The 26,031-nt window shown below is 43.3% G+C and carries 23 protein-coding genes; 3 read left to right on the top strand and 20 right to left on the bottom strand.

Annotated elements, in window-relative coordinates:
• Positions 1-20 precede the first annotated feature (20 nt).
• The 11 genes from AC58QT_RS26410 to AC58QT_RS26360 form a co-directional block, all read right to left on the bottom strand.
• Complete coding sequence (locus AC58QT_RS26410) at positions 21-887, bottom strand: MBL fold metallo-hydrolase (protein WP_497411617.1); 867 nt, start codon at positions 885-887, stop codon at positions 21-23.
• A gap of 50 nt (positions 888-937) precedes the next feature.
• The gene (locus tag AC58QT_RS26405; RefSeq protein ID WP_497411616.1) at positions 938-2,215 is read right to left on the bottom strand and encodes an ankyrin repeat domain-containing protein; all 1,278 of its coding nucleotides are present in this window, start codon (positions 2,213-2,215) and stop codon (positions 938-940) included.
• Positions 2,216-2,237: 22 nt separating this feature from the next.
• Entirely contained in the window at positions 2,238-2,735 is a 498-nt protein-coding gene (locus AC58QT_RS26400; RefSeq protein ID WP_497411615.1) for a shikimate kinase, read from the bottom strand.
• A 45-nt stretch (positions 2,736-2,780) separates the two neighbouring features.
• The gene (locus AC58QT_RS26395; RefSeq protein ID WP_497411614.1) at positions 2,781-3,920 is read right to left on the bottom strand and encodes an acyltransferase domain-containing protein; all 1,140 of its coding nucleotides are present in this window, start codon (positions 3,918-3,920) and stop codon (positions 2,781-2,783) included.
• 76 nt (positions 3,921-3,996) lie between these two features.
• Positions 3,997-4,590 (bottom strand): YdeI/OmpD-associated family protein, encoded by a 594-nt coding sequence (locus tag AC58QT_RS26390; RefSeq protein ID WP_497411613.1) that lies wholly within the window; start codon positions 4,588-4,590, stop codon positions 3,997-3,999.
• A 206-nt stretch (positions 4,591-4,796) separates the two neighbouring features.
• Positions 4,797-5,273 carry a DinB family protein gene (locus tag AC58QT_RS26385; RefSeq protein ID WP_497411612.1) on the bottom strand — a complete coding sequence of 159 codons (477 nt, stop codon included), beginning with the start codon at positions 5,271-5,273 and terminating at the stop codon, positions 4,797-4,799.
• A 41-nt stretch (positions 5,274-5,314) separates the two neighbouring features.
• Positions 5,315-6,484, bottom strand: coding sequence for an MFS transporter (locus AC58QT_RS26380; protein WP_497411642.1), 1,170 nt, complete (start codon positions 6,482-6,484; stop codon positions 5,315-5,317).
• Positions 6,485-6,639: 155 nt separating this feature from the next.
• A complete protein-coding gene (locus tag AC58QT_RS26375; RefSeq protein WP_497411611.1) occupies positions 6,640-7,197 on the bottom strand; it encodes a TetR/AcrR family transcriptional regulator in 558 nt (185 codons plus the stop codon).
• Between the two features lie 32 nt (positions 7,198-7,229).
• Positions 7,230-8,333 carry a GerAB/ArcD/ProY family transporter gene (locus tag AC58QT_RS26370; protein ID WP_497411610.1) on the bottom strand — a complete coding sequence of 368 codons (1,104 nt, stop codon included), beginning with the start codon at positions 8,331-8,333 and terminating at the stop codon, positions 7,230-7,232.
• A 19-nt stretch (positions 8,334-8,352) separates the two neighbouring features.
• Positions 8,353-9,438 carry a Ger(x)C family spore germination protein gene (locus tag AC58QT_RS26365; RefSeq protein ID WP_497411609.1) on the bottom strand — a complete coding sequence of 362 codons (1,086 nt, stop codon included), beginning with the start codon at positions 9,436-9,438 and terminating at the stop codon, positions 8,353-8,355.
• Positions 9,431-10,912, bottom strand: a complete 1,482-nt coding sequence (locus tag AC58QT_RS26360) for a spore germination protein (protein ID WP_497411608.1) — start codon at positions 10,910-10,912, stop codon at positions 9,431-9,433. Before AC58QT_RS26360 ends, AC58QT_RS26365 begins: the two co-directional genes overlap by 8 nt.
• Before the next feature lie 296 nt (positions 10,913-11,208).
• On the opposite strand from AC58QT_RS26360, the gene AC58QT_RS26355 reads away from it, so the two are divergent.
• The 3 genes from AC58QT_RS26355 (at position 11,209) to AC58QT_RS26345 (ending at position 13,730) form a co-directional block, all read left to right on the top strand.
• On the top strand, positions 11,209-12,024 hold the full coding sequence (locus AC58QT_RS26355; RefSeq protein WP_497411607.1) for a DUF2339 domain-containing protein: 816 nt from the start codon (positions 11,209-11,211) through the stop codon (positions 12,022-12,024).
• Positions 12,025-12,036: 12 nt separating this feature from the next.
• Entirely contained in the window at positions 12,037-12,849 is an 813-nt protein-coding gene (locus AC58QT_RS26350; RefSeq protein WP_497411606.1) for a DUF2339 domain-containing protein, read from the top strand.
• A gap of 101 nt (positions 12,850-12,950) precedes the next feature.
• A complete protein-coding gene (locus AC58QT_RS26345) occupies positions 12,951-13,730 on the top strand; it encodes a sporulation protein (RefSeq protein ID WP_497411605.1) in 780 nt (259 codons plus the stop codon).
• 117 nt (positions 13,731-13,847) lie between these two features.
• On the opposite strand, the gene AC58QT_RS26340 is transcribed toward AC58QT_RS26345, so the two are convergent.
• From AC58QT_RS26340 to AC58QT_RS26300, 9 genes are all read right to left on the bottom strand, one after another.
• Entirely contained in the window at positions 13,848-14,447 is a 600-nt protein-coding gene (locus tag AC58QT_RS26340; RefSeq protein WP_497411604.1) for a class I SAM-dependent methyltransferase, read from the bottom strand.
• A gap of 30 nt (positions 14,448-14,477) precedes the next feature.
• Positions 14,478-15,425, bottom strand: coding sequence for an N-acetyl-gamma-glutamyl-phosphate reductase (gene argC, locus AC58QT_RS26335; RefSeq protein WP_497411603.1), 948 nt, complete (start codon positions 15,423-15,425; stop codon positions 14,478-14,480).
• Between the two features lie 409 nt (positions 15,426-15,834).
• On the bottom strand, positions 15,835-16,449 hold the full coding sequence (locus tag AC58QT_RS26330; RefSeq protein WP_497411602.1) for an ABC transporter ATP-binding protein: 615 nt from the start codon (positions 16,447-16,449) through the stop codon (positions 15,835-15,837).
• Positions 16,439-17,356: an ABC transporter ATP-binding protein gene (locus AC58QT_RS26325; RefSeq protein ID WP_497411601.1), complete on the bottom strand. Its 918-nt coding sequence runs from the start codon at positions 17,354-17,356 to the stop codon at positions 16,439-16,441. Before AC58QT_RS26325 ends, AC58QT_RS26330 begins: the two co-directional genes overlap by 11 nt.
• Positions 17,357-17,386: 30 nt before the next feature.
• Positions 17,387-18,244 (bottom strand): ABC transporter permease, encoded by an 858-nt coding sequence (locus AC58QT_RS26320; RefSeq protein WP_497411600.1) that lies wholly within the window; start codon positions 18,242-18,244, stop codon positions 17,387-17,389.
• Positions 18,241-19,230, bottom strand: a complete 990-nt coding sequence (locus AC58QT_RS26315; protein WP_497411641.1) for an ABC transporter permease — start codon at positions 19,228-19,230, stop codon at positions 18,241-18,243. Before AC58QT_RS26315 ends, AC58QT_RS26320 begins: the two co-directional genes overlap by 4 nt.
• Before the next feature lie 26 nt (positions 19,231-19,256).
• Entirely contained in the window at positions 19,257-20,822 is a 1,566-nt protein-coding gene (locus AC58QT_RS26310; protein WP_497411640.1) for an ABC transporter substrate-binding protein, read from the bottom strand.
• A 247-nt stretch (positions 20,823-21,069) separates the two neighbouring features.
• Positions 21,070-22,155 (bottom strand): Gfo/Idh/MocA family protein, encoded by a 1,086-nt coding sequence (locus tag AC58QT_RS26305; protein ID WP_497411599.1) that lies wholly within the window; start codon positions 22,153-22,155, stop codon positions 21,070-21,072.
• Between the two features lie 127 nt (positions 22,156-22,282).
• Complete coding sequence (locus AC58QT_RS26300) at positions 22,283-25,960, bottom strand: carbohydrate binding domain-containing protein (RefSeq protein WP_497411598.1); 3,678 nt, start codon at positions 25,958-25,960, stop codon at positions 22,283-22,285.
• Between the last annotated feature and the right edge of the window lie 71 nt (positions 25,961-26,031).

Here is a 26,031-nt window from a genome sequence, read left to right as displayed (position 1 = left end):
CTCACGCGGCTTTCTTTTAATTAAGTAAAATAAATGAATCGCTCGCCAGCTGACATCATATGAAACTTTTGTGCTGGATAGTTGTGAAACAAATAATCAACAAAGTAGGACGGGTTATCACGATTTTTTGAAAACATATCAAAATGGATAGGAATAAGTAAATCTGAACCGATTTCCACACCGAAATCAGCCGCTTCACGGAAGTTCATATTCCCCACAATGCCTCTGGAAGTTCTCGCATAATCTCCTCCATTTATTGGCAAGAGCGTGACATGTGGTTGAAACTTCTTCGCTTGCTCGATTAATTGGGGCGTGACAACCGTATCTCCCGTATGAAAAATACGTACACCATTCATTTCGATAAAAAAGCCTAGATAATATTGATTGCCATCTGGATCCGACTCATATGCCGTATGCGCTCCTGCTACAGGTGTTATGGTCATGCTTTGGTCAGAGATGACTTGTTCCTGCCTCGCTGGCAGAATACGACTTCGGTCAATCTCACTATCATGCAGCAGATACACATGGGAAGCAGGCGCAACAAATTTCGTTGCTGGATGTGCTTGAGCAACTCCTTTGATGGTAGTCAAATCCATGTGATCATTATGAAAATGTGTAAGCAATACCGAGTTTACATGCAGCTCTTGCGGAGAAAGCGGAGGAGGAATTTCACGCTTAAATTCCGTATCGGGATCCTCCATTTCAATTGAATAGCTTAAATAGGGATCTACACAAATCAGTTCATCTGAACTGCTGCCTTTTATCAGCACACCTGCTTGACCCAAACTCCATATAGCTACCCCATCATTAGGGATTTGTGTTCTTTGAATTTCCTTCACTAGCGATTCACCAGCGTTATATATGGGTCTTAATTGGTTGGTTCCCATTTGGCTACACTCCCATTATCATCCGTATAATTCGTGTTGCAGATATGACATTAGTTCACAGTATGAACGCCGTGACGACGCAGCACTTCCTTCACTTCTTCGCTTCCTGATAAGACCTTTGGTAAAGGCGAACCCCCCTGAATGAGATGCTCAAGCACCGATGGATAGTCCCTTGTTGAATCCCGCATATGAACGGATCCCCACAAACAACTGTCCAAAGCATTTCCTCCGTAACCCTGAGTTAGTTGAACGGACGCTCCATACTCAAGCAGCAACTGTACGATTTCTTCATTCCCACGGATTGCCGCGTTATGAAGCGCTGTACACTCCTTGTTACTGCGCCGAGAATCAGCTGGAAAGCCGGCTTCGAGCATCGTTCGAACGGCCTGTACTTCATTCTTCCAGGCTGCATCCGCAATCGAGCTTAGCTCTTCCGTCGAAAGCAACTTTACCAAATTGGCATTCTGCGTAAGCAGATCTTGCACAGCCGATTGATTTCCCTGTAGACATGCCAGCAGTAGACGCTGATTTGGAGGGCTATACCCCGAAATCAGATCCACGATCTCCGGTTGATTTCGGCGTGCCGCAACATGCAACGGCCGCGCATGAATGCCTATTTTATACTCATAAATATGCCCGCCGTTCGAATCACCGGAAGTAAAAACTCCTCTTCCTACTTGCGCTTGAAGGCACTCAGGTTCATCACGAAGAAGGTTCTGAACTAGCTCAACATCTCCGATGCCAATCGCTATAAAGATATCCACTGCCGCGCCGTGCGCAACGAGATACTTACATTTATCCGTATTATCGATCGCCCATTGTACTGGCGTGCTGCCATGATCGATATCGCGAATATGAATATCCGCTCCATGAGCAAGAAGCATATCTATGATCTCATGTTGGGTAGCAAAATGAAGCGGAACTTGCCCGTCAGGGCCTCGCTGATTGACCGCTAAGGGATCCTTCGCGATAATCTCTCGCACGGTGTCCAACATGCCTAAAAGTGAAGCTGCATGGATATCAACAGGGGCTCCACGTTCGATCAAATAGCGGGAAAGCTCAAAGTGGTCATGATGCAAAACGCCGAAGCCGCCTGCCCACCAGCTGCTTTTTGCATGTAAATCAGCGCCATAGTCTAGCAATATATCTACGACTTCTCGGTTCCCTTTTGCTGCTGCAGCGACGATTGCAGGTGTATCAAATGAAAACCAAGGTTCATTGATTTGATTCGTAAGAAAAGGATGCTCCTGTAGGAGCCTTCTCGTATCTTCAGCAGCATTGTTGATAACCTTATGCTTGAATTGTTCAATGATATTTCGCTCGTTCACGAACGGAGCCCTCCAATTTCGATTAAAGGTCTTTTATCTTCGTCATTATTTCATGAACACACTGTTCAATATCCTTATCGGTACAATCAATCGTTACATCACTATATTTCCTGTATAGCGGAAGCCGTTCCACGTAAACGTCCTCCAGACTATTTCCTTTTTTTATCACAATGCCTCTGGTTGTTATGTTGGTTAATCGCTTACTAATATCTTCATAGGAGACATGTAAATATAGGATCTGACCGCCTTGTTTGAGCATATTCATCGCAATGTCTGAGTAAATGACACTTCCACCTGTAGCGATGACACAGTTCTCCAACCGTAAGTTAGCAACAACTTTTTCTTCGATTTCGAGAAATTTTTCAGTGCCATCCATATCAAGGATATCTTGTAACAGTCTACCTTCCTGTTGTTGGATTACAATATCTGTATCTACATAATCCATACCCATGGCTTTTGCTAAAAGCACGCCTAATGTGCTTTTTCCAGCTCCCGACATGCCGATCAGTACGATATTCATTAGCTGCATCACCTGAGTTCTATTGAAATTGGTTTCGTTAACTTCTTACTTATAAGAGACGTTTCCAAATTCACCGCAAATATCAAGAAATACCCCATTCATATCGAATATCTCTTTCTCTTCTTCTAAATAAGTAAGGACTTTTCTCCTTAAGGAAGTGTCCGGTTTGGCATCCTTCACCTCGGTTAATTCATTAAATACAAAATTCCATAAAAACCGCACAGAACCCGCTGTCGGATAGAGATAGAACTGCTCTTGGAACTTCACGATATTGCTTGTCTGCGGTAACATCTCCCGCAATTGAGGCGTAAAGAGCCAAGTATGGCATACCATCCCTTTGTATGAGACCTCTGGAAAATATTTCGCATAAAATTCCTTAGCTTGTATGTACGTCTCTTTAATCTTTTCCATATCAAAAGCCGTATCTCTGGGGATGTGTATCTCAAGCATCGTATCATCCTTATCCAGCACTTTTGTCCATTCATTTTTATTAAGTTTAATTGGATTGTTGACACCTTTCCCAATCGGCGTGATTGGATGCCCAATGAAATATGCGTCGGTTTCCTCATAATCCGTCACAAAACCATCGGTTGTTTTCTCTTTATTACATACGCCTTGCATATCACCATTAGCTCTTAATTCCATCCCTTTGCTGCTTAAGAGCATGAATCTTGCTTCCTTCTCATTGTAAAAGCCTTTGACAACCCCAGAAAACTTCGTCGCAATAAATTGCATGCCTCCCACTCGAAACATTCTGGCTTCAAGATGTCGCCAAATCCAGCTGAAATTTCTAATGGCATAATATCCGACTAAATTATAGGCATTTTGCACCCATACACCGATATCTCGTAAGGTTTCTACAAATAGCTCTTCGCTCAATCCTCTTTCCGCGTACTTCTGCTCAGCTAGAGGTAATCTTTGTAAGGCAGCATGTAGATAGAATAACGAAGCTTCTTGTCCAAGGACTTCTTCCACGTAAGCATCAATCGCTAAGGGTTCCCATACCGTTGTCCAATAACCACTTTCGATCGTATTCTTATAAAAATCCATATAAATGTCCATCAGTTTGGCATCTTGATTGATTTGATCCGTGATAGCCATCAATATATCGGTTGCGCCTTCGGGCATCCGAATTTTTCGACAATAATGCTGTGTAACATCCCTTGATAATAATTGAAATTCCATTCTTAAGCTCCCCTCGATCTTGCTTCACTTTCATTCATTTGACCTTATTGTAACGTATTTGTCACGCCTATTCTTCTTAATCGTTCAATCCTTTGCCACCAAGTATGTGTTGCATATATTTTTCAACCCGTGACACGCGAGTTTTGGATTGTTTGGGTTCAGAGAAATGGAGGAGATATGCTCTTTGTCTGCCGGGTGTTAATGCCTCGAAAGCCGCTTTTAACGCTGGGTTTTCATCCAATTTCACCTGAAATTCTTCAGCAACTTTGAATTCGGTTGGCTTTTTAAACGCTACTTCTAATCCGGCTTTTTCCACCTCTATCGCTTCATAAATGTAGGTTTTAATGATGGATTCCATAGCAACAATATCACGAATATCCGTGAACCGAATTTGGCGAGCTGACTGAACATTCACCGTTTGTTGGATGAGGATCCCATTGGCATCTTTCAGCAAAGCCCCTTTGTGAAACAGAAGTGCACAGTAATCTTTAAAACCATGTATCAAAACGATATTCTTATCTTGAAATGTATAGCAGGGATGCATCCATTTAAAATCTTCAGTTAACTCACAGTCAAGAACGATACTTCTTAACTTCTCAAATTCTTCTTTCCACTTCTTTGCCTTATTTAAAAATCCATCAACCTTGCGGTTCATCGTAGTATTTGACATCAACATACGCCTCCCTACTTATCATCGATACGCCTAATAGCGTTTCTCTGCTATATCAAAAAAAAGCGACTCTTTGGTCGTATTGTAGGTCACCATTTGGTGTCATGTCAACACACTTAGACTGCACAAACAGCCCTCCGGTAGTACCGGAAGGCTGTTCACATGCTACCTATGCCATTTATGCAATCTACATTAGGCAGCTTAAGTTATTTCTGTTGTTGAAGCACTTGCAACATAGCTGCTACAACACCATTATGATTGGATAAATGTGCGGCAGTTGTAAGAATTAATTCACCGAAATTTTCGGCTTTTTTGAAGTTCTCTGGCACAGACTCGTCTAGTCTATCCTTCAACGTATTATAAATATGCTCGCGCTGTTCTTTCAATTGCTCTAACATGACATCCCACTCAGGCATCTGAGCAAGCTGTGTTTCAGTCCATTCCGTAGCTTTCGTTCCATAATGGAACAATTCTTTATAGCGTTCCGGTGTTGCCAGCGTTTGCTGCGAAAGTCCAAAAACATGGAAATCGGTTATGCGAAGCACATGTCCCAAATGCCAATAAAGGCTGGTGTTAAAACCTTGTGGAACAACTTTACGTAGATCCTCTGGGCATTTAGCAAGGTGGTTCATGAAATTATTATGCTCAACATTATATAAGTGAAATACGAAATCTTTTCTCATTTTCATTCTCCTCTACGTTATAAAATTAGATTGATGTGGGCTTACGATTGTTGCAGCTTTGAATAAAATCGATTGAATTTGGCTGAATACATGATCACGTAGATCACAATAATAGCGGCAAATAGATTAAGTAAAATCAACGAGAAATTCAAACTAAAGAATTGTGTCAGAACACCAACGCCAACTGGTGGAACAATGAATCCTGCGTACGCACTTAAATAGAAGGCTGAAATAACGCGCGGACGTTCTTCTGGCTTTGGCAATTGGCTAGCAAATCTTAGGGAAACTTGGAATGTCCATCCGGCACCAATGGCTTGAATGAATATGCCTGCCCACAGAAGGAATAGACTCGCTGATTCGCCGGAAAATACGATGACCCACGATCCTATTGCCAGACATAAAATACCCATTCGCATTCGTATAACGGGATTTCGCGGCCAAGGAAAGAACTGCATCAACGCCCCTCCACCGAGCAGCACCAGAATTAACAAGCCAGAAATAGAAAGATTGTTCGTGTGAATGACGTGTTTAACGAAAGTTGGAATTAGTGAAAATACGATACCACCTAATGTAAATACTGTAAAAATTGGAAGTCCGATAAAAGACCAGAAGTGTGCGCGAATATTGTCAGGAATACCTAGAGATAGTTTAGCTTTAGCCTGCGTCCGCACTTGACTATCTTCGAGTTTCGGCAGCATTTCCAGCACAATCCATGAACTCACTAACAAGATGAGAAGAAACCAATACGGAACACGAAGCGGCATGACATGAACATACTGTATGATTAATCCTGAGATAGCTGGTCCTAATCCAAATCCAATATTGATGATGACACCTGATAATTTTATGGCTGTGCCCACTTTCGTGGAAGCCGTTTGTTTTAACAAAAAAGCACTAGCTGTACCTGTAAAAGCACCATAAGCGATACCTTCCAATATCCTAGCCGCGTAGAGCATCGTTACATTCGTACTTAGAATAAAAAGCAGCGTCGATGCGATCGAAAACCAAATGGAGATGCGAAGCACCTTTTTTAATCCCCAAGCGTTCCCCCTAGCTCCCACGACAAGCAAGGTCGGCAGTAGAACAGCGGCATATACGGCAAACAATATCGTGATTTCAAGAGAGCTCAAATGAAAATGCTCAGCGTATAAAGGGAATAGCGAGGAAATAAACGTAGCTCCGATGGACATGATAAGTACAACCCAAAGCATTTTTTTCACACAGTTAACCTCTTTCTATATTGAATGAAAAGGAAGATTAGGCAGCATATTGGCTTTATGTTGTCCTGTTTTTATCTAGAAATACGGATCAAGAGTGCTGAACCTTTACTCTTACTTACTAGTTAGTAAGTATTCCTCAAAAAAATTTATCCCTTAATCATTCTCTCTATTTGTTCCATAATTTGAGGTGTAATATCTTTTTCTAACACCCGTTTGTATTGCAAACTACCTTTGATACATGATAAAACAGCATACGCTAAAGCTTCAATGTCAACAAAACTTTTAACTATTCCTTCTACTTGCGCTTGGCTTAACAGCTCCATCCAACTCTTCAATTCAAACTGACTAAGCTCTCGAACTCTCACTTGAACAACTTCAGGTATAGATTCAAAATCGGTTTGCAGTGACGATATTGGACATATTCCTTTACCGCTGAGCTTTAATTGTTTACTGATGAGATTTCTAATTTTCTCTTCTGTGGGTACATCTTCATTGTTTACCGAATGCATAAGGCTTTTCAAAGTCTGATGTATCCGATCAGTTACGGCAACAGCCAAATCCTCCTTCTTCTCAAAATGGTAATGTATACTTGCTTTGGTCACGCCTAATTGCTTTGAAATATCATCATAACTAAAAGCAACGTAACCTTTTTCCCGAATCAAATCCAGCGCCAATTCAATAATTTGTGTTTTTCTGTTTTCCATGCTCGTATCTTAACTTACTAGTTAGTAAGTTGTCAACTCCTATTCAATTTAATACTCATCCATTTTCTAAGACCAACCCACATGCAAAGCACTGGTATATAACCGTACAAAAGAATCCATCCCGAAATCGACATTGCGGAATTCAGCTTTTCAATGATCATCGGACCTTTCATTGGGAGCATAATCACAAAAGCAATACTACAGGTTATCCATAAGGATGTTTTAGCTTTTATTCCAAACGTTAGTTTGAGGATTCGACTGCCTCCCCATAAGCCGATGCATGACGCGGAAATGATCACGAACAACCAAATAAAAACATAAATATAATCAAACCTTTCTAGAAACGTAAAGCGTATGCTTTTGGACAAAATAAGTGTCGGCCAAATTGTGTGTTTCAGTTCTTGAATATTAAAAAATGCAAAGCTTACAAATGCGATGAGTAAAGTAATTACTGTAGAATGTATAACAGCAAGATGGGCCCATTTCTTGGACTTTTCTTGATTTTTGATAAATGGGTACAAAAGCAGTAAAAATTCAATGCCCAATAACGTACTTAATGAATGATATGCCGACTGAGCAAATTGAAAGCCATTATGATTGATCAATGGGAGAAAGTTCGTCCAATGTGCGTGTTCGAAAGCGAAATAAAGCGAAGGAATGAGCAGTGTAGGGATGATCATGCAGATCAAAGTAATGCCTGTAATGACCCTTAAGCCCCCAGAGACAATATACACGGCAGTAAGTAGTAAAACGACCGATAAGGTCCATAATTGCGTATTTTGAAAAATCCAAACATGGATGACTTCTATGTAAGATCTAAGCTCATTGACGACAAACAATAAGATATAACCATAGAAAACGAGCGACATAAGGCTGCCAACCCACTTACCAAACAACTTTTTATGTAAGGATATTAGGTCTCCTTCCGGTGCGTATTCCAATAAAAAATACATCATTATAATAATCAAATGCATGCTTAGCGCAACTGCCGTAAAGGAAAATAAGGAGTCCATTTCAGCCCCTTTTATGATAAAGTTTTGAAATATTAGCAAGGTACTTCGCATTTGAGCGCCATGTAATAAAATCCATAGGAGATATGGAGATAAGGTTAAGCTTTGTTTCATTTGTGTTTCCACCAATATCCCCCCTAACGAATTATTCTCCAACACCAGATTTGCTTAATTGGGTATGAACATGAACATCGAATTTGATTTTCCCATAGTCGTTCATAACAAATTTATTTTCCGTCCAGTTTCTTTGACGTGACCTCACCAAATCGCCGATTCCGAGCGGGTCAACTTCTTCCTTTACTAGTTTGTGCAGTAGCTCAAGGATATGTTTTTGAAGTTGCGTCTCTAGTTGCTTCTTTAAATCTTCTGCATTTGCTTCCAGATCTAGAACTAACCAATCTGGATATTCATTGACCATTCCGTTCAACGCTATCGTATAGCTAACTTCTGTTCCATTTGGATTTAGCTTAATATGCCTACTCATTTTGCCAGAAGTTGACCTATACGTGGCTCGCGATTGTTTCGAGTCTTGACTAAGAATAAATGGAATATCCCCACGCATGGCATCCCCTTTGAGCAACTTAAAATAGACCATTTCCTGTCGATTCAAGACAAGTTTAAGCTGATCATGCTTAAAGATTGCGTATCCCGATATTTCAATCTTCTTATCTGAATTTAATTTGAGATAGGGCATTGAGAAATCTCGCCCCTCTCCATAAAAATCGTACAGGATTGTCGAAACATTTGATTCAGGAATCATCTCTTCTTTTATATTTTGCTCAATTAGATGATAGGGAAAATCTTGACTATTTTTGCCTACAAGACTATCACTTACCGTTACCCAAGAGTCTTCAAATACACCCACGATCATATCGAAGCTGACTAGAGGGTTTCGGCATACTGTTTTTATAATGGATGCGATGCCTTCACTCGCAACCTCTTTGCTAAATACCAGTAATTTTAATTTTTCAAACCTGATCGGTTGCGCCGATTGGAAAGCTATGTCTTTTACTGTTTCCCTTGTTTGCTTTGCTATTCCGCGCAAAACTTTTATTTTTCCTCTATTCTCATAATCAGAGTACAATGCAGAAGCTATGACATCGGTATCTTTTTTATCGAAACCAAGTACTGTCACGCTACGGATATGGTCAACGACAATATCGTTACTACAGCTGGTAAGTAAGCATATTACGATAAAAGGATACAACAAAAGCTGTTTCAAGCTATTCATTGTTAATATCCTCCTTGTCTTCCTTTGGACGAAAGCGTTCAACTGATTTAGGCTTTAAATACTTGGCTCTACTTGTCATATATTGCAGAGAAGCACGGATGAAGCTGTCCGAGAAGTTTCCCGTACGAAATGGGAACAACGGCACCAAATAAGGGATCCCTAATGATTTCAAACGAAGTAAATGGGCTGCAAGTAATAGGAACCCGACAGCAATGCCCAACCCTCCATATAAGGATGCAAGCAAAATAAAGGGAAACCTTAATAGCCGAATCGTATTCGCCATTTTGAATATAGGTGTCGTAAATGAAGCTAATGCGGTTAAAGCAACAATAATCAATAGAATATTACTTGTTAACGCCGCATGAACCGTTGCCTGTCCAATTACAATACCACCGACGATGCCTAATGTTTGTCCAATTTTCGTAGGAAGCCTTGCACCCGCCTCCCTAAGCAGCTCTATCGTAATTTCTAAAAAAATGGCTTCCATGACAGGTGGAAACGGCACGTGACTGCGCGATATGATAAGTGGTTCGAGCAGGATTTCCGGCAGAATCGCGAAATGATAGGTTAATACGGCAACATATAAGGGAGTAGCAAGTATCGAGAAAATGACGCTCAGGATTCGAATGATTCGGAAAAACGAGCCAATAATCCAAGGTACATAATAGTCCTCAGGTGATATAAAAAAATCCAAAAAAGTAGTTGGCCCGGTAATGACATAAGGCGATCCGTCAGAGAGAACGGCAACTTGTCCAGAAATAATCGCATACGTCACACGGTCCACTCTCTCCGTTGATAGAAATAGTGGGAATGGTGTATTGGTATGATCTGCAATAATTTGGTCAAGGACTGCGCTGTCAAAAACGACATCCACATCAATCTCTTTAAGCCGCTGCCGAAACGTATTTACGTGTTGCTCATTCGTCACGTTATCGAGATAAGCGATCATTACCTTCGTATTGGACACAGAACCAACCGTTAGTTCTTCGAACACCAATTCAGGCACCGCGATTTGCTGCCGTAGAAGATGAACATTAAGGTCTATGTTTTCGACAAAGCCAACCTTTGGGCCTACGACACTAAACTCATTTTCAGTTTCATTACTTGTGCGATGACCAAGTTCAATTTGATTAACATTAACTATGATAAACTCGTGGTCTGATTCGTTCAGTTGAATAACCACGTAACCTTTAATCAACTTTTTTTCCACTTCACCTGGATCCGATGTTACTTCTAGATCCTCGAACGGTATTATGTTTTTAATATCTTCTACAAGATAAATTTGTTCGATATTTTTTTGAATTTCCGACACGAGGTAACGGTTTATTTTCAATCCATCTACAAGTGTTCGATAATAACTTAATCGAATTCGAACTGGAAAGTTGCCTACAACGGGGGAGAATTGATGGAAATCGCCAGATTTGCAGGCCAATTTATATACTTCAGCAATCGTTTTTTTATTAGGCCGTTCCATGGGGGCTCACCCTTCCCATACTTTCCTTGTAATACAACTTTTAGGAGTAAAAATAATCATGTTTTATCATGATCAAAAGCACACAAAAAAATCCATTGGAACTCCAATGGATTTTTACTTCCTTATCTCAGTCGTTGAATACTCCCACCTTAAGGTGAATTTGATTGTACTTACTTAGCCAAATAAAGGTACTACACAAGGATAGTACTTAATATATACCTCATAACATGTTACTTTGAGTGTAGAAAGCCAGCCGTTCTTACGAAGAGCTAACTGAAAGATGAGGTGATCGATTCATGGACATTCATAATCGATTTGAGGAGTTAGAGAAGCGAGTTATTGAGCTCGAGCAAGAAGTTGCACAGTTAAAACAACGCACACCATCAGCCTTTAAAAGCAGCATACCAAATCCTGTTCAGCAGATTGCCCCCATTACTCTTGCACCACCGAAGCAAGATGTAATCAAAAAAGAAACAGACTGGGAACACCTCATAACACGTGTCTGGCTGCCGCGGGTTTTCATGTTTGTTCTACTGATCGGTATTGTCTGGGGATTTAAAGGGGCAGTTGATAGTGGATGGATAACAGAGCGCTTGCGTTGTGCTCTTGGTTACTTAGTTGGTGGTGGCTTTGTATGGCTCGGATTCCAACAACACAAGGCCAATCGACCATTACTATCACAGGTGCTACTAGGCGGTTCAATTGGATTGTTTATGTTAACAACCTTTGCTAGTCATCAGTTATATCATCTCATTCAAGCACCTACAGCTTTTACACTCAATGTTATAGGGGTTGTACTGGGACTATGGTTGTCACATAAGCTACAATCACAAGCATTAGCGATTATCGCAAGTGCGGCAGGTGTGTTGACACCTTTTCTCTTGCATACTGACCATCCTTCCTCTGTGTTCTTTGTAAGTTACGAAGCCATTTTGTTCATTAGCTTTATGCTGTACGCAATTAGGGCTAAATTTGTCGGTTTACTGTATGTTTCATTTGGTTTACTACCTTTGGCCCTGTTCCTTTTTGGCATAAGCACGAACGGGGATGTGAAGATTGCAGCCATTGGCATTTCCGTGCAACAATTCGCTTTACTTGTGACTATTTGTTGAAAAAAACCCACGATGCCTCACCAACTTAGGCTGTTGATTCCGAGCTTTGCTTTAACCTCGATTTGGTTTAAAGTGTCCTACTCGGACACCGTTTTCAACTTTGTCATGATCTGTACCTGTCTGATTTATGCTGCACTTACCTATTGGTTCAATCGAAATGATAAAGAAAAAGTACCATTTACCTTGACAATAACCTCATACGCTTTATTATTCTACGCGGCGAACTTCTTCAACACAGATGCTTTAGCTGGATTCTTGTTAGTGGAGGGTATTATTGCCTTATTACTCGGATTCGTAGTGAAGTCGTTATTACAAAAGGTGAACGGAATCATCATCTATGCCCTCGCTTTTTGTATGTCAATGTCAACCGTCCTTGAAGGGATGCGTACAATCCTGTCAGTTGAAATGCTAATCTGGCTATTCGTATTAGTTACAATGATAGCTATGATCAAAATAGTAACCCGTTACGGGGATGCCCTTACGTTTAGGAACACCTTAGTTTGTCTTAAATACGCACTTGGTGTGTTGGTATTGTTTTTCATTACGGAAGTGACACGCACATTGACACACCATGTAAGCTCAAATATGCAACATCTGTTTGTTTCGATGGCATGGGTCGTTTACGCGATTAGTGTTATTTCCTATGGACTTCAGAAGCAAATCAAACAAATGAGGCTTGCTGGTGTAGCCTTATTATTCCTAACGCTAATAAAAGTCATCTATCTGGATTTACCGAATGTCTCCATGACCGTCAAAGCCATTTTATTTATTGGACTCGGGTTTATTGGTCTTCTGTTATCACGATTCTTCTACAAGAAAAACTGAGGTATTTGTGCCTATTTTTAACTTTTTTATATAAGATTTGAAACCTCTTAGACTTCAAATCGTATCAGTGAATAGGCAAATCACAAGGAGGAAATTTACACATGTCCATGTTTAAACGAATGCTCGCTAGTGTCGGAATCGGCGCTGCACAAGTAGATCTTATGCTTCATCAAGATGAAGTGAACGCTGGGGACATCATTGACGGTGTTGTTCGAATCCAAGGAGGACGCGTTGATCAAGAAGTTGATGACGTTTATGCCTTCGTGATGACGCGTTATGTGAAAGAAGAAAACAATACGAGAACGCAAATTGAAACAGCCATTGCCAAATTCCAGCTTGTCGGGAAATTTACCGTTGAAGCTGAGCAAGTTTATGAATTCCCAGTTTCCTTCGAGCTTCCTGCGATCACACCCGTAACGATGGGAAGAACGCCAGTCTGGATTCAGACCGGGCTTGATATAAAAGAAGCCGTGGATCCCAAAGATCAGGATAAGCTTCAAGTAGGCCCGCACGAACATTCTGCGATTATCCTTGAAGCCATGGACCAACTCGGATTCCGACTCCGTGAAGTGACGTGCGAATACGCGCCAGGCATAGGTCGAGAGATTGGATTGCCTTTCGTTCAAGAATTCGAATTCGTCCCTACCTCACAATTCCGAGGTCAACTGGATGAAATCGAAATTATCTTCTTCCCAGACGGAGATGGCGTGGACTTATTACTACAGATCGATCGTAAAGCTCGTGGACTATCCGGCCTATTCTCAGAAGCAGCCGGTATGGATGAAAGTTTTGTAAGAGTACGCTATGGTAGCAATGAACTAGCTTCTGGAACAAGCTACATAGCCGGAGAGCTGGCAGAGTTAATCCGCAATTATGTTTAAGATTGAAGTGTTATCCGACTAGCATGAGCAACAAGAAAGACCACGCAAGATAAGGTGATGGCATCATCTTATCTTGCGTGGTTTCTCATTTTTACTGGAAATTTAACATACACAAATCTACAATTTACTCCAGCGTAAGCAGTAACGATAATAGAATCGGCGTCGTATACTTGCCCCAGGAAGAACCTCAAGTGCAGCTTGACGAATCTCGCCTAGCGACTCTTTGGGTGCAGTAATGCGCACAGCGGGATCTTTCATCCCGCCATGAATGCGATCCATCATCCGGATGGGAAGTATAGAAAGTCCTGAAATAAGCAGATCCAAGAACGTTTTATCCTCTGCTAAACCGATGACGAGGAGCCGCCCGCCAGGTGCGAGGAATTCTCCCATATGTTGAAGTGCCTTGCGTAATTCCATATGATGCAGCGTCGCAACACAGATGATTGTAGCATATCGTTCCTCTGGAGGCGGAACTGGCATTGCGAGGAAGTCATCATTGACAAGCGACACATTTGCGGTTGCAGCAAGACGCTTTTGTGCAAGAGAAATCGCTGTCAAATCGGGGTCAATGCCAACAACCCCTTGAGCAATTGGCGCGAGACGTTGAAGTAATAATCCGTCACCACAACCAATATCGAGTACTCGCCCTCCGCGCAGCATTGCGTCTGCTACTAATTCATTATGAAATGCCGTATTATGATTCCAGTAATTTTCCACTCCTATAGTCGCTCCCCTACTGATTGTAGATTAAAGCCCCGCTTCTTCATCCAGTCCCAACATGATGTTCATACATTGAATCGCTGCTCCCGAAGACCCCTTCCCCAAATTATCGAGTCGGCAGGCAACTAACACTTGCTCGTCATTCCCTAGGACAAAAATCTCAGCATTGTTGGTTCCATTGCATAATATCGGATCTAGTGCATTTGGGGATATTGCTCTAGGATCATCAAGTGGAATGACACTTACAAACCGTTCACCTAGATAATAATCTGTGAGAATCGTATGAATTTGCTTAAGACTAGGTTGATTACGAAGCAAACGAGTGACAAGAGGAACTGTCACAACCATGCCACTATAGAAATTGCAGACAGTTGGAAGAAAAACAGGCGGGAACTCGAGATCCGTAAATTTCTTCATTTCAGGTAAATGCTTATGATCTAATTTTAAACTATATGGCTGTGTAAGTCTCAGGCTGTGACTTGTATCGTGATTATTGCTGGACTCAAATTGTTCAATTAGTGACTTTCCGCCACCACTATAGCCGGTTAAAGAGTTAAGGCTTACCGGATATTGCCGCGGCAGAATTCCCATTTGAATAAGCGGTTTCACCGCTAGGATAAAAGCAGTAGCATGGCATCCTGGCACTGACACACGTGCCGAGTTGGCGATCTTGTCCCTTTGGAAGGACGATAATTCGGGTAAGCCATATGTCCAAGCTTCCTGGGTACGAAAAGCCGTACTACTATCAATAATCCGTGAATGCGGATTCGTAATAAGAGTTACTGCCTCACGAGCAGCTTGGTCTGGTAAACATAAGAAGACAATATCTGCTTCATTCATTAACTCATTTCGGAGCTCAGGATCCTTTTTATATTCCTCCTGAATGGATAGCAGCTCCAGATCATTACGTTGGTTAAGTCTTTCATGGATTTTTAATCCTGTCGTCCCGTACTGACCATCTACAAACACCTTCATCGCGCGTACCTCCGTATATATAATGAATAATTATACAATTATATGTATTTATATACAATAAAGATTTTCATCAATGTTACTAAGAAACACGACTGCTCCGTCCTCGGAAAGTCAGAAGTTAAATAGATGCGAAGATGCATCATTTTCCACTAGAGAAGTCGCGGTCTATTAGGAAAGATGCCATTGTGCATCTTTTTCCACCGGATTTATCCCTTTTAGGGAATATCGGTAAAAAAGGATGTATTTTCGCAGCAATTCTTCGATAAACGCTCTTTTCTCCTGAAAAAGGATGTATTTTTGCAGTTCTCTGCTCAGATCGAGTTGCTTAATGGGAACAAAAAGGGATAAGGATTGCATAGTGCAAAAAAACCACTCCATGGAGTGGTCCTATATGAACGATTTCTTCCTTTTAAACTCTGACGTACTGCTTTTCCCACTCCACTACCCTGCTGCATAACCTATTCACCAGTTGATGTTCATGACTAATGACCAAAATACCGCTGTGAGTTCGCTCAGCCCATTTCAATACCGACTGCCAAATTTGCGCTTGCGTAATCGCGTCAAGCATAGTTGACATTTCATCGGCAATTACGTATCGTGTTCCGGCCCCTAATGCTCGTGCAACGCAAATTCTTTGCAGTTCCCCCCCTGATAATTCAGCTGGGTAACGGTTTAACCACTCGTCCTCAATCGCGAGGTCCGCTAGTAAATTTGCATCTATGCTGCCAGACTCCGCAAGTGTACGCCGCAGCTTCCATTTCGGGTTCACGGCTTGCTCAGGGTGCTGTAGTACGAGCTGGACGGGATTTCGCTCGCCTGCGGGAATTGGTGCACCATCTAGATGTACATGACCTTCAACAGGTTGAAGATGGCCCGCAAGCAATTTTCCCAGCGTGGATTTCCCACAGCCGCTCGGTCCAACAAGTCCGACAATCTCACCAGATGCTATGCAAATGTTCGTGTGTTGGAATAACCATGTCCCCTTCTGATACGCATATCCAAGTGTATTTCCCTCAAGTGGCATGTGAACACCTCACTTCACCGTTTCTGACCTTACGTAATTCTGGCGGACTTTCCTCACATTCTTTTGTAGCAGACGAACAACGCGGAGCGAACACACACCCCTTAGGCATAGCTTGCGGCAAAGGTTGAGAACCCGGAATAGCTGTAAACTGCTGTCCAGGAAGTGCACGCCATAGCGCCTTCGTAAACGGGTGTCTCAGCATCTCTCCATCCCCTGCAAAGTCGCTGCGATGTGCGATTTCCACTACGGTTCCCGCATAGAGTACGGCAATTTTATCGGCTACAGTAATAGCTGCCTCAATATCATGCGTGATCAGCATCACAGCACAGCCGCCTTCAGCTAATTTCCGGAACCGATCCAACGTCTCCTTCATTGCGACAACATCTAAACCTGGTGTGGGCTCATCTGCAATTAACAACTTTGCACCGCTCACCGTTGCGGTTGAGACGAGTACTTTCCTGGACATGCCTCCCGATAATTGAAAGGGAAACCATTTGGCAACATAATCAGCGAGATTGTATTTGTCAAAAGCTTTTCTTTGGAGTTCTATAGGATCTCCTTGACGAACAGACTGCTGCACTTGCTCTCCCACTCGCATCAATGGATCTAAATATTGCACGGATTGAGGGATCAGCGAAATTTCAGTTCCTCGGATCCTTTTTTGTCTCTCTGGTGTTAAGGACTCCCCTTTAAATTGAATGCCGCCAGTAACTTGAGCATTACTCGGGAGAATGCCAAGAATCGCATGCGCAAGTAGACTTTTCCCCGAACCACTGGAACCTACAACTGCCACAATTTCACCTGCAGCAATCGAGAGATGTACATCATGAAGGGTTTCCGTGCGTACCTGTCGCATGCGTCGGTCATACCGATTAAAGTAGATAGAAAGTTTAGTAATCTCTAACATACGTGATCTCCTTTCTCCAACAATCAATCTTTAACGATCATGCGCATGCCTTGGATTCACCCATTGCTTCAAGTTTTCTCCCAACATAGCAAAGGAACGAACTAGCAACAACAAGCATAAGCCAGGAAATAAGGCCAACCACCAAAGTCCTGAAGACAAGTAACGCATGGATTCGGATAAAATAATGCCAATAGCCGGTTCATGCGGCGAAAGGCCCATCCCGATAAACGTAATGGAAGCTTCATGTAAAATAGCATGCGGGACGATGAGAATAAGTCCCACTAATAACTGTGGAATCAAGTGGGGAATCATGTGCCTAGTCGCAATCCACCATCTAGATTTACCAAAATTACGTGAGATGACGACATAAGGAGCCGTTTGGATCTGCAACACCTCCGCGCAAATCACCCTTGACAAGCTTGGCCAATGTGTCAACGCGACCCCAATGATAATCCCCTTGGCACCTCCTCCTAAAACAAATGCAATTAAGAGCAGCGTCACAAGATGCGGCACACTGAGAAATAAATCCGTCAACCAGTTAATGAAACGATTCATCGTTTTACCCATAACAGAACCTAAGAGTCCCATTACACTAGCAATAATGACACTTGAAGCACCAGCAGTTAGTCCTACTTTGAGACTGAGGATTAATCCTTTGATTGTTCGGGTAAACATATCTCGGCCAAGCCAATCTGTGCCAAAGAGATGTTGCAAGGAAGGCAGCAAATTTCGCTGTGCCAGATTCGTGTCTAAACCAGTAACGTTGAGACACACGGACAGTATATAAATAGCGACTAATACCAACACAGCAACAACCGATGACAACCATAACCGATGACGATAGTGAAGTCTGGGAAGCGTCATACCGACGCGTTTCATAGCCTTCATAACCGTTTGCCTGTTTTCATTCGAGGATCAATAAGTCGGTAACTTAAATCAGCCATCGTATTTCCTGTATATACGAAGACAGCGCTAAATAACACAATACCCAGCAGCAACGGGATATCACCACGAAGCCCTGCCTCTACGGCAGCTTGACCTAACCCAGGATATGAAAATACTTGCTCTGCCAAGACAGCTCCCCCGAATAATTCGCTGAATGAAGCAAACTGCAAGGTAATTGCTGGTAAAGCTACATTACGAAGACCGTGTCTCCAAAATAGGGTGAACCCACGCTCGCCTCGAGCTCTAGCAAACAACCAATAATCGGATTCAGTCACATGGATTAGCTTTTCACGTGTATGAAGTGCGATAGCTGCAATCCCAGTAACACTTAGCGTCAGTGCAGGTAACAGCATATGACGAACACGATCAACGAAATGAACCTGATCAGATGTAACGCCAGCTGGGACAGCAAGCCCGATGGGGAGTATCCCGAGCCACACCGCAAAAACTAACATGAACAGCAAGCCAACCCAGAAAGTTGGCGTTGAAGAAAGGGTATAACAATACCACCGCACAAGTTTGTCGATCCAAGTATTTCGATTCATTGCGGCAAGAACGCCAGACACGAATCCAATCAAACCGGATAACAACCAGGCAGCGCCCATGAGTGTTAGAGATGCGGCAAAACGTTCACCGATCACCTCCAACACAGGTCTGCGGAAAATCATCGACGTTCCCAAGTCCCCTTTTACAAGTGCGCTTATCCAATTCCAATACCGTACCAATGGGGGATCGTTAAGCCCCCAGTATTGCATGATGGCTTCACGCTGTTCCGCACTCACTCGCAACATATCGGCCCCTACATAGGCTTGAATCGGATCTATAGGCGAGAAATGAACCAACATAAAAGAAATAGAACTCACAGCAAGGAGCAGAAGGAGTAGACTTCCTCCTTTGCGAAGCAGAAATGGCAGAATAACATGGGTCATGCTCGTCATAAAAGATCCTTCCTGTTTTAAGATTTCCATCGCCATTCCTCGATGTTATCGGTTACTGGCCAGCCATGGCCATGTGGATGGATTTTTTGTTGCCCGATGTCCAGACCCGTTTTGACCAAATAGAGATGATCAATATTGACCAGCCAGGCCCAAGGCGCATCTCCAACCCCACTTAAACCTGTTTCTCCATCCCATTGCGCCTTTTTCCAAAATGACCAAGCTTCTTTTTCATTTAATGCTCGTAAGGCTTGCGTCATATAATTGTCAACCTTCGGATTAGTGTAATACCCAGGGTTATAGTATTCGACCCCGCCAAATTTACTGCTGTATACGTTGTACATTTCAAGTGGATCATGACTGCCCCAACCAAATAGCACGGGATTTGCATGCATTTGCTTCTCAAGCTCATCCCAACTTTTCCCCTCGGCTTTTACCTGTATACCTACAGGTTTCAGCATGTCTGCTGCCGCGATCGCTAGAGATTGACGTGTCACATCGCTAGAAGGATAGAATAGACTTAATTGTGCTTTCAATCCCCCTTTTTCAACAACACCATCATTATCTGAGTCGATCCATCCGTTATCAGCTAACAGTTTCTTGGCAGCCTTCACGTCTGCATCCTGAAAGACTGCCTCTTGGTTGAACCACGGAAGTCCATCATTTAACGTATATGCTGGGGTACCGTGCCCTTCAAGAACACCTTGTACCAAAGCTTTTCTGTCTAACGCGATATTAATGGCTTTACGCACAGATGGGTCTGCCGTAACATCGTTACCAATGGGATAGCCTTCCTTCGTTTTGCTGCCTGATTTCATATATGGCAACATGATCCCTCGGTTATCAACCGTTTTGGCAGCAATCAATGCCATTCCGCTTACTGTTTGTTTGCTGAATGCCGCAGGAATCGCAGCCATGTCAACCGTTCCCGCCTTCGCTGCCGCAAATGCTGCATCCTCACCTAGGAACAGGAACGTGAGTTTTTGGAAAAACGGTTTATTTCCATAATAATCAGGGTTTGCTTCAACAATCAATTGCTGGCCTTTGTCCCATTGAACTAATTTGTAAGGACCAGATCCGATCGGTTTCAGCGAATAGTCTTTTCCATGTGCATGTTTCGGAACAATACCTGTTGACACCAGCATTTGTGTAAATGTAGATTGAGGTTCTTTAAGTGTAAATACGACCGTCGAATCGCCCGACACATCTACTTGCTTAAGGTTGCTCAAATCGATAGATGAGCCGCTCGCGGAAGCGGTTTGATACGTATATTGAACGTCCGCAGCTGTTAGAAGTTTACCATCACTGAACTTAACGTCTTTACGAAGTTTGACGGTCCAGATTAAGCCATCCTGACTTACCTCATAGCCTGTGGCTACATCGTTACTAATATTCAAATCCTTATCGCGTTTCAGTAACGTGCTTTGGAATAAGGGAGAACCATAACGCCCCCATCCCGTAGTTGGATCAAACCCTGTTTCAGGTTCGCCGCCGATGGCGAGAACGATCTCATTCTTCATCTTATCAACTGTCGGTTGTGGCTTTTCTTTCGTACAAGCTGCCAGTATGGCGATCACAGTCATCATCACCAAAAAAGTAAATAAACGTCGTCTCACATCTAACGCCCCCAAAACACAATGTTCACGTGTGCAGTAACACGATTTTATAAAATAGTAACACAACTTGATGTCAAATTGTACTATTTTTTGTTGTTTAAATAAACAAAGCAGGTCGCCTAAGCGCCTGCTTTGTTTGTCACTATCCATTTAAGCCAGTAATCGCAATCACGCGCTCCACTTGCTTCGTTCGTGTTGGTGAAGCGGCATGCACTTTCTATTGCATTTTATGAGTCATCAACATGTGATCAACCATCATTTTGAAAATCGTCAAATCCTGCTTATAGTCTTCCGGCGTCGTCTTCAGGCTCTTATCCTGTGTAATAGCTTCATGGAAAATTTCCATTTCGATCGTGTAGGGATCTTTAAAAGTCGGCCGATGAACCCGCTCCTCGTAAGCTTCTCCTACCGTTTCACCTACATGTAACGTCGTCGGCAAATGCCGGATATAGGGTGTGTTGTACTGCACTTTTAATTGTTTCGTAGATCCAAACACCTCGATGTGTGCATCGAAACGTCGATTTTGATCAAGACCCGTTTCATACGTCGCGTAGAAGTCATCATATTCGAACGTAGCGGCCATACACGACCCCCCTTGCCATTGCACAGCTGAAACAACTCGATTCGGAACACCAATAAGCTCGCGCATAGCTGAAATATCATGAGAACCTAGGCCAAGCAGCAACGAATACGCATTGTAAATGTCCTGCGGAACCTCACCGATCGCTTGCTTCATCAATCGTTGATGAATCGTTTTACGTTCTACCGCCGCTTCAGCCGGAATATCCGTAAAGCGATGCACCGTGCTTGTTTGATTCGTAAAAAAGTGATTCATCCCAATAATGCCTCGAATAACCGCATATTGAATGCGCCCCATTTCTCTGACATCCTGGACCGCCTGTGTAAATGCTGGTGCATAGCGACGCATATAGCCGACCATCACCTTCACGCCATACTCATCTCGTGCCGCTATGATGGCGTCAGCTTCTTGCTGGGTCATCGTCATCGGTTTCTCTATAAACACATGTTTCTTCTGCTCGATTGCGGCAATCGCACAAGCCGTATGGTACTCATTGCTATTTAGAATAAAAACAGCGTCAAGATCAGACTGCTTAACGAGCTCTTGTGCATTTGTGTATTGCTGGTGGACACCGTACCGAGTTCCTGCCCACTTCACTAAGCTAGGGGATATATCACAGATCGCAGCTATTTCATAGCATTCGCTAAGTGAGGCTAGAATTGGCAAATGAATAATTTGAGCTACCTCACCAAGCCCAATGACCCCAACTTTAAGTTTCTTCATGTCACCAACCTACCTCCGATTTACATTATAAAATTGATCGTTACTTCCCTTTTAGCAAAATTTGATTGTAGAAGAACGGTATCTACCTGAACCCCATCCTCGGTGTGGTCCTTCCTATCGGCAATTCTTATTGAACGCTCCTTACATGAACATCATCCAAATAGAAGGAATCAGTTGCTGCTGGGTTATCGGTGTAAATCAATAGAACGACATCGGTGACAGTCCCCGTTTCACTAATCGTGTAATTCCCTTGCACCTGTGTCCAAGCTGACGTGCTGAGGCCAGCACTTGTCAGCATGGTCACTTGCTTCTGCACCCCATTCAACTTATATTGGATGCCGAGTCGCAAGTATTCTCCAGGGGTTGATCCTGTTGCCAATTTGGCCCATGCTGAATAGGTATACGCCGCGCCTTTGACTACAGGCAGTGGGACTTGAAGGCTGCCATAGCCATTCGACTTCGTAATTTTGACCGACTGTGCACCGGTGTGATGCTCGGCAGTCGATAACAATTGGCTAATTTGCCAACCCGTGTAATGCGTCGCTGCGTCTTCAAAACTTGGGTCCGTGACAATATCCGGCCTCACTTCCACATCATCCAAATAAAAGGCTTCCGCAAGAGCAGGATTATCGGTGTAAATAAGCAGTCTGACATCACTGACTAATCCGGATTCATTAATCGTATACGTGGTAGCCGCTTGTGACCAAGCCGTCGTCGTCAAAGTAGCACTAGATGTGAGGATGACCTGCTTCTGCACGCCGTTCAGATTGTACTGTAGTCCGAGCTTTAACACTTGCCCCGACGTAGATCCCGTTGCCAGTTTCCCCCACGCGGAATAATAGAATGGTTGGCCATTCACCACATCGAGTGGCATGTTTAGACTGCCGTAGGCATTCGTCTTTGTAAGCTTCAAGGAATGAGTTCCTGTATGCATCTGTGCATTACTTAACTGTGGCGTAACTTCCCAACCTGAGTAATGCAGGTAAGTGTCTTCAAAGCTTGGATCCACAATTTGATTCGCGCCAACCGGAATGCCTGAGCTATCGACTGCTCGAATGCTATCAATACTAAATGTTCCCGTGGTGGTCATCATATCAAAACGAATCTGACGAATCGTCCCTGTCCAAGCCGCATTTTCAAACATCGGGACATGATAAAGCGTCTGATTGCCGCCATTGCTTCCAATGTAAAATTGCACAGATTTTGCTTCATCCCAGCTAGTGTCGCTATTGGTGATGTAATAGATGACTCCTGCCCCTTCCGCGCTGCTAATCATTCGGATATCCAAATAAGATGCATCGCTTGCAGCAAGCCCCAGCATGTCACCCGAAACGATGCCGGGATCGGTCCCGGTTGACGTTCCACTATACGAGCCGCCAGCAACCGTTAAGCCGCTAATCTGCTTCACATCTGTCCAGCCCTCACTGTTTCCAGCTGTGTTAAATTCCCATGACTTCGCGTAGTTTCCAGTGAGTTGCGGTTTATTCCACACCTCGTTCACGACTCGGTCCGTCGGATAGAGAACATTGATCCGATTCTTCTGCGTGAGCGTTGGCACTGTATCGGTATGTGCTCCCCCCGTGGTGAAGGTGCTGCGAATCGTGTCCATATAGCCAAATCCGTGCAATCCTGTTGGCATGAGGAAATGACCTTCGCCAAATTCATTCCAATTGTCGAGCATAATGATGCTTTTACCGACAGAGCCTGCAGGTAAAGAAGGAATGTACGTGTTCTTGACCCAGTTCGCTAGAGTGTTAAACTCGGTCACCGTCGTCCAATATCCGCTCTTACCGAGCCACGGGAAATCGTCACGCCCCATACTAAGTGTTGGAATTACATCGAGAATACCTGTGTTCTTCTGGTCAGTCATGACCTTCTCTTGCAGATTGATATGCGAGTTTACACCGCCATAGCTATACGCATAGATGGAATCAAACCCTGCTGTATTCAAATTAGTTAACGCAGTTGTATCCGAGGAACTAGTCGGCGTTATTAGAATAACATCCGTAAACCCAGCAGCTTGCACAGCTGTTCGTAAGTAGGAAATCTCATTCGCAGCGGCTGTTAGACTGCCGAAGTCGCGAATTAAGCCATCCAGTTTATAAATGGAGAGCACCGGTTTATTGCCAATTTTCAAATACCGAGGATCCTTGAAATAATATTCAATCCAATACGGCACGATATTGTTCTCGAAATCAGCCGCTCCTGAAGAGAACGAGCTCGTATTTTCCCACATAATTGTAAAATTCATTTGGTTGCTGTATTTGGCGTTGAAGAATCCGTCATGAAGCGCACTCCCTAAGTAAGGATCCTTAATCGGCAGGCCTTCATTGCCCCGTGGACGGAACCAGCAATAATTCTCAAAATTGACGCCATGCTCCACCTTCCACTTGATCTCCCAATCGGCCGTCTCCGGGCTTCCTTCATCATAGAAACCGAGCAGCGGCGTGCGGTCTGGATAAGGGTTTATGGCGTCCCACCCTAGATGCGTACCTTCCCGCCACATGGAGCAAGATTGCACCCCAATTTGATACGTAGGGGACGAAACTTTCACTGGCGCAGGTACATAGTCTCCTGGGAGTGGATAATCCTTGTATAGCCCAATGTCATCTACCCACATCAATTTGTTCGTACCGTTCGGTGCATAGAATCGAATTGTATCGATACTCGTAATCGCTGTTGTGAATGCAGCATTCGAGACCAGCAGCTTCCCATTGAGATAGATATCAGCTTTATCCGTTGACGGATGCACTTTCACCATGAACGCATACCAGACATTGGCTTTGTAATTGTAAAAGGGGACTGCAGTGCCTGAGCCGTTGACATAATTGAACTGTCCACTCGCCGTTGTCAACTTGACAGCGCTTGAACTGCCGCTTTTTAATTCAAATACCATGCCGTCTGCTTTCGTTGGAATTAAGACTTTGAACTGGAATATCTCATCATCACTGAGCGCAGAGACGGTTTTCGATAAGGCCACTCCACTTGTGGATGCTGATCCATCCAATTTCAGACTATATATGTCTGGGCTCGTGGCGCTTTTGTTCTGCTCGACAGATACTGTGCCGCCTGAGTTGGTCGCCGTCCAATCCGCAGGCACATTCGTCATGGTGGAAATGAATTTCTCATTCACCGAATAGCCTTTGTAAATCTGTATCGGCGTGATGTAGACATCACCCGTAGATGCTGCACCTGTTTGCATATACATGCCGTTCAGTTGACTCACGCTCTTATTGAAATTCGCAGCACTCGCCTTTAGTACACCGTTCACATAGACATCCGTTTTGTCGGTATCAATGTTCGCGACCACTTTGATGCCGTATTCTGTATTGGCGGAGTAGGTTTGTAAGTTTTGCGCGCCTGAGGAGGTATTCAATACGAACTGATTAGAGCTCGTGGAGATGCTTACGGCTGTAGTCGTATCATTGCGCAGCTGCCATTGAAGCCCATCGATAATTGCGCCAGGCTTGAAACGAAATTCCCAAACGACAATGCCTGATGTTTGCGTAACGAATTTATGGTACATGGTCACAGGAAGTGTAGAACTAGTATCGCTGAGCTTCATGTAGTTGTTGTAGGAGTAAGTCATACTTCCACCACTTTGGTTCACATCCCAACCCGACGCCGTGTAGGTCGCATCTGGTTTAGCTTGCAGGAAGGAGAAGTTCTCATCCAGCAAATAACCGACCTGAACAGGTCCACCTTCTGCTTGCGCCGTCGAAGATAGAATTGTGATTAGAAAGAATGTGCTCATTATGACTGAACAAGTGATAACCACTCTTGCTAGAATCGATCTTATTATCATCTTGAATCCCCTCTCGTAATGAAAATAACTCCTTCACTCACGTTGATCCTTGCGAGTCGATGCCATCGTAG

This window comes from Paenibacillus sp. J31R109 (genome assembly GCF_059692055.1).
This window is presented reverse-complemented; position numbering and strand designations above follow the sequence as displayed.

Bases quoted from the DNA above. Each gene is read 5' to 3' on its own strand.
- AC58QT_RS26350 (WP_497411606.1), top strand. From the start codon at position 12,037: ATGCCTCACCAACTTAGGCTGTTGATTCCGAGCTTTGCTTTAACCTCG.
- AC58QT_RS26400 (WP_497411615.1), bottom strand. From the start codon at position 2,735: ATGAATATCGTACTGATCGGCATGTCGGGAGCTGGAAAAAGCACATTA.
- AC58QT_RS26380 (WP_497411642.1), bottom strand. From the start codon at position 6,484: ATGCTTTGGGTTGTACTTATCATGTCCATCGGAGCTACGTTTATTTCC.
- AC58QT_RS26360 (WP_497411608.1), bottom strand. From the start codon at position 10,912: ATGGAACGGCCTAATAAAAAAACGATTGCTGAAGTATATAAATTGGCC.
- AC58QT_RS26385 (WP_497411612.1), bottom strand. From the start codon at position 5,273: ATGAGAAAAGATTTCGTATTTCACTTATATAATGTTGAGCATAATAAT.
- AC58QT_RS26310 (WP_497411640.1), bottom strand. From the start codon at position 20,822: ATGATGACTGTGATCGCCATACTGGCAGCTTGTACGAAAGAAAAGCCA.
- AC58QT_RS26315 (WP_497411641.1), bottom strand. From the start codon at position 19,230: ATGACCCATGTTATTCTGCCATTTCTGCTTCGCAAAGGAGGAAGTCTA.
- AC58QT_RS26300 (WP_497411598.1), bottom strand. From the start codon at position 25,960: ATGATAATAAGATCGATTCTAGCAAGAGTGGTTATCACTTGTTCAGTC.
- AC58QT_RS26325 (WP_497411601.1), bottom strand. From the start codon at position 17,356: ATGTTAGAGATTACTAAACTTTCTATCTACTTTAATCGGTATGACCGA.
- AC58QT_RS26305 (WP_497411599.1), bottom strand. From the start codon at position 22,155: ATGAAGAAACTTAAAGTTGGGGTCATTGGGCTTGGTGAGGTAGCTCAA.
- AC58QT_RS26375 (WP_497411611.1), bottom strand. From the start codon at position 7,197: ATGGAAAACAGAAAAACACAAATTATTGAATTGGCGCTGGATTTGATT.
- AC58QT_RS26355 (WP_497411607.1), top strand. From the start codon at position 11,209: ATGGACATTCATAATCGATTTGAGGAGTTAGAGAAGCGAGTTATTGAG.
- AC58QT_RS26390 (WP_497411613.1), bottom strand. From the start codon at position 4,590: ATGTCAAATACTACGATGAACCGCAAGGTTGATGGATTTTTAAATAAG.
- AC58QT_RS26345 (WP_497411605.1), top strand. From the start codon at position 12,951: ATGTCCATGTTTAAACGAATGCTCGCTAGTGTCGGAATCGGCGCTGCA.
- AC58QT_RS26410 (WP_497411617.1), bottom strand. From the start codon at position 887: ATGGGAACCAACCAATTAAGACCCATATATAACGCTGGTGAATCGCTA.
- AC58QT_RS26330 (WP_497411602.1), bottom strand. From the start codon at position 16,449: ATGCCACTTGAGGGAAATACACTTGGATATGCGTATCAGAAGGGGACA.
- AC58QT_RS26365 (WP_497411609.1), bottom strand. From the start codon at position 9,438: ATGAATAGCTTGAAACAGCTTTTGTTGTATCCTTTTATCGTAATATGC.
- AC58QT_RS26395 (WP_497411614.1), bottom strand. From the start codon at position 3,920: ATGGAATTTCAATTATTATCAAGGGATGTTACACAGCATTATTGTCGA.
- AC58QT_RS26320 (WP_497411600.1), bottom strand. From the start codon at position 18,244: ATGAAGGCTATGAAACGCGTCGGTATGACGCTTCCCAGACTTCACTAT.
- argC (WP_497411603.1), bottom strand. From the start codon at position 15,425: ATGAAGGTGTTTGTAGATGGTCAGTACGGGACGACAGGATTAAAAATC.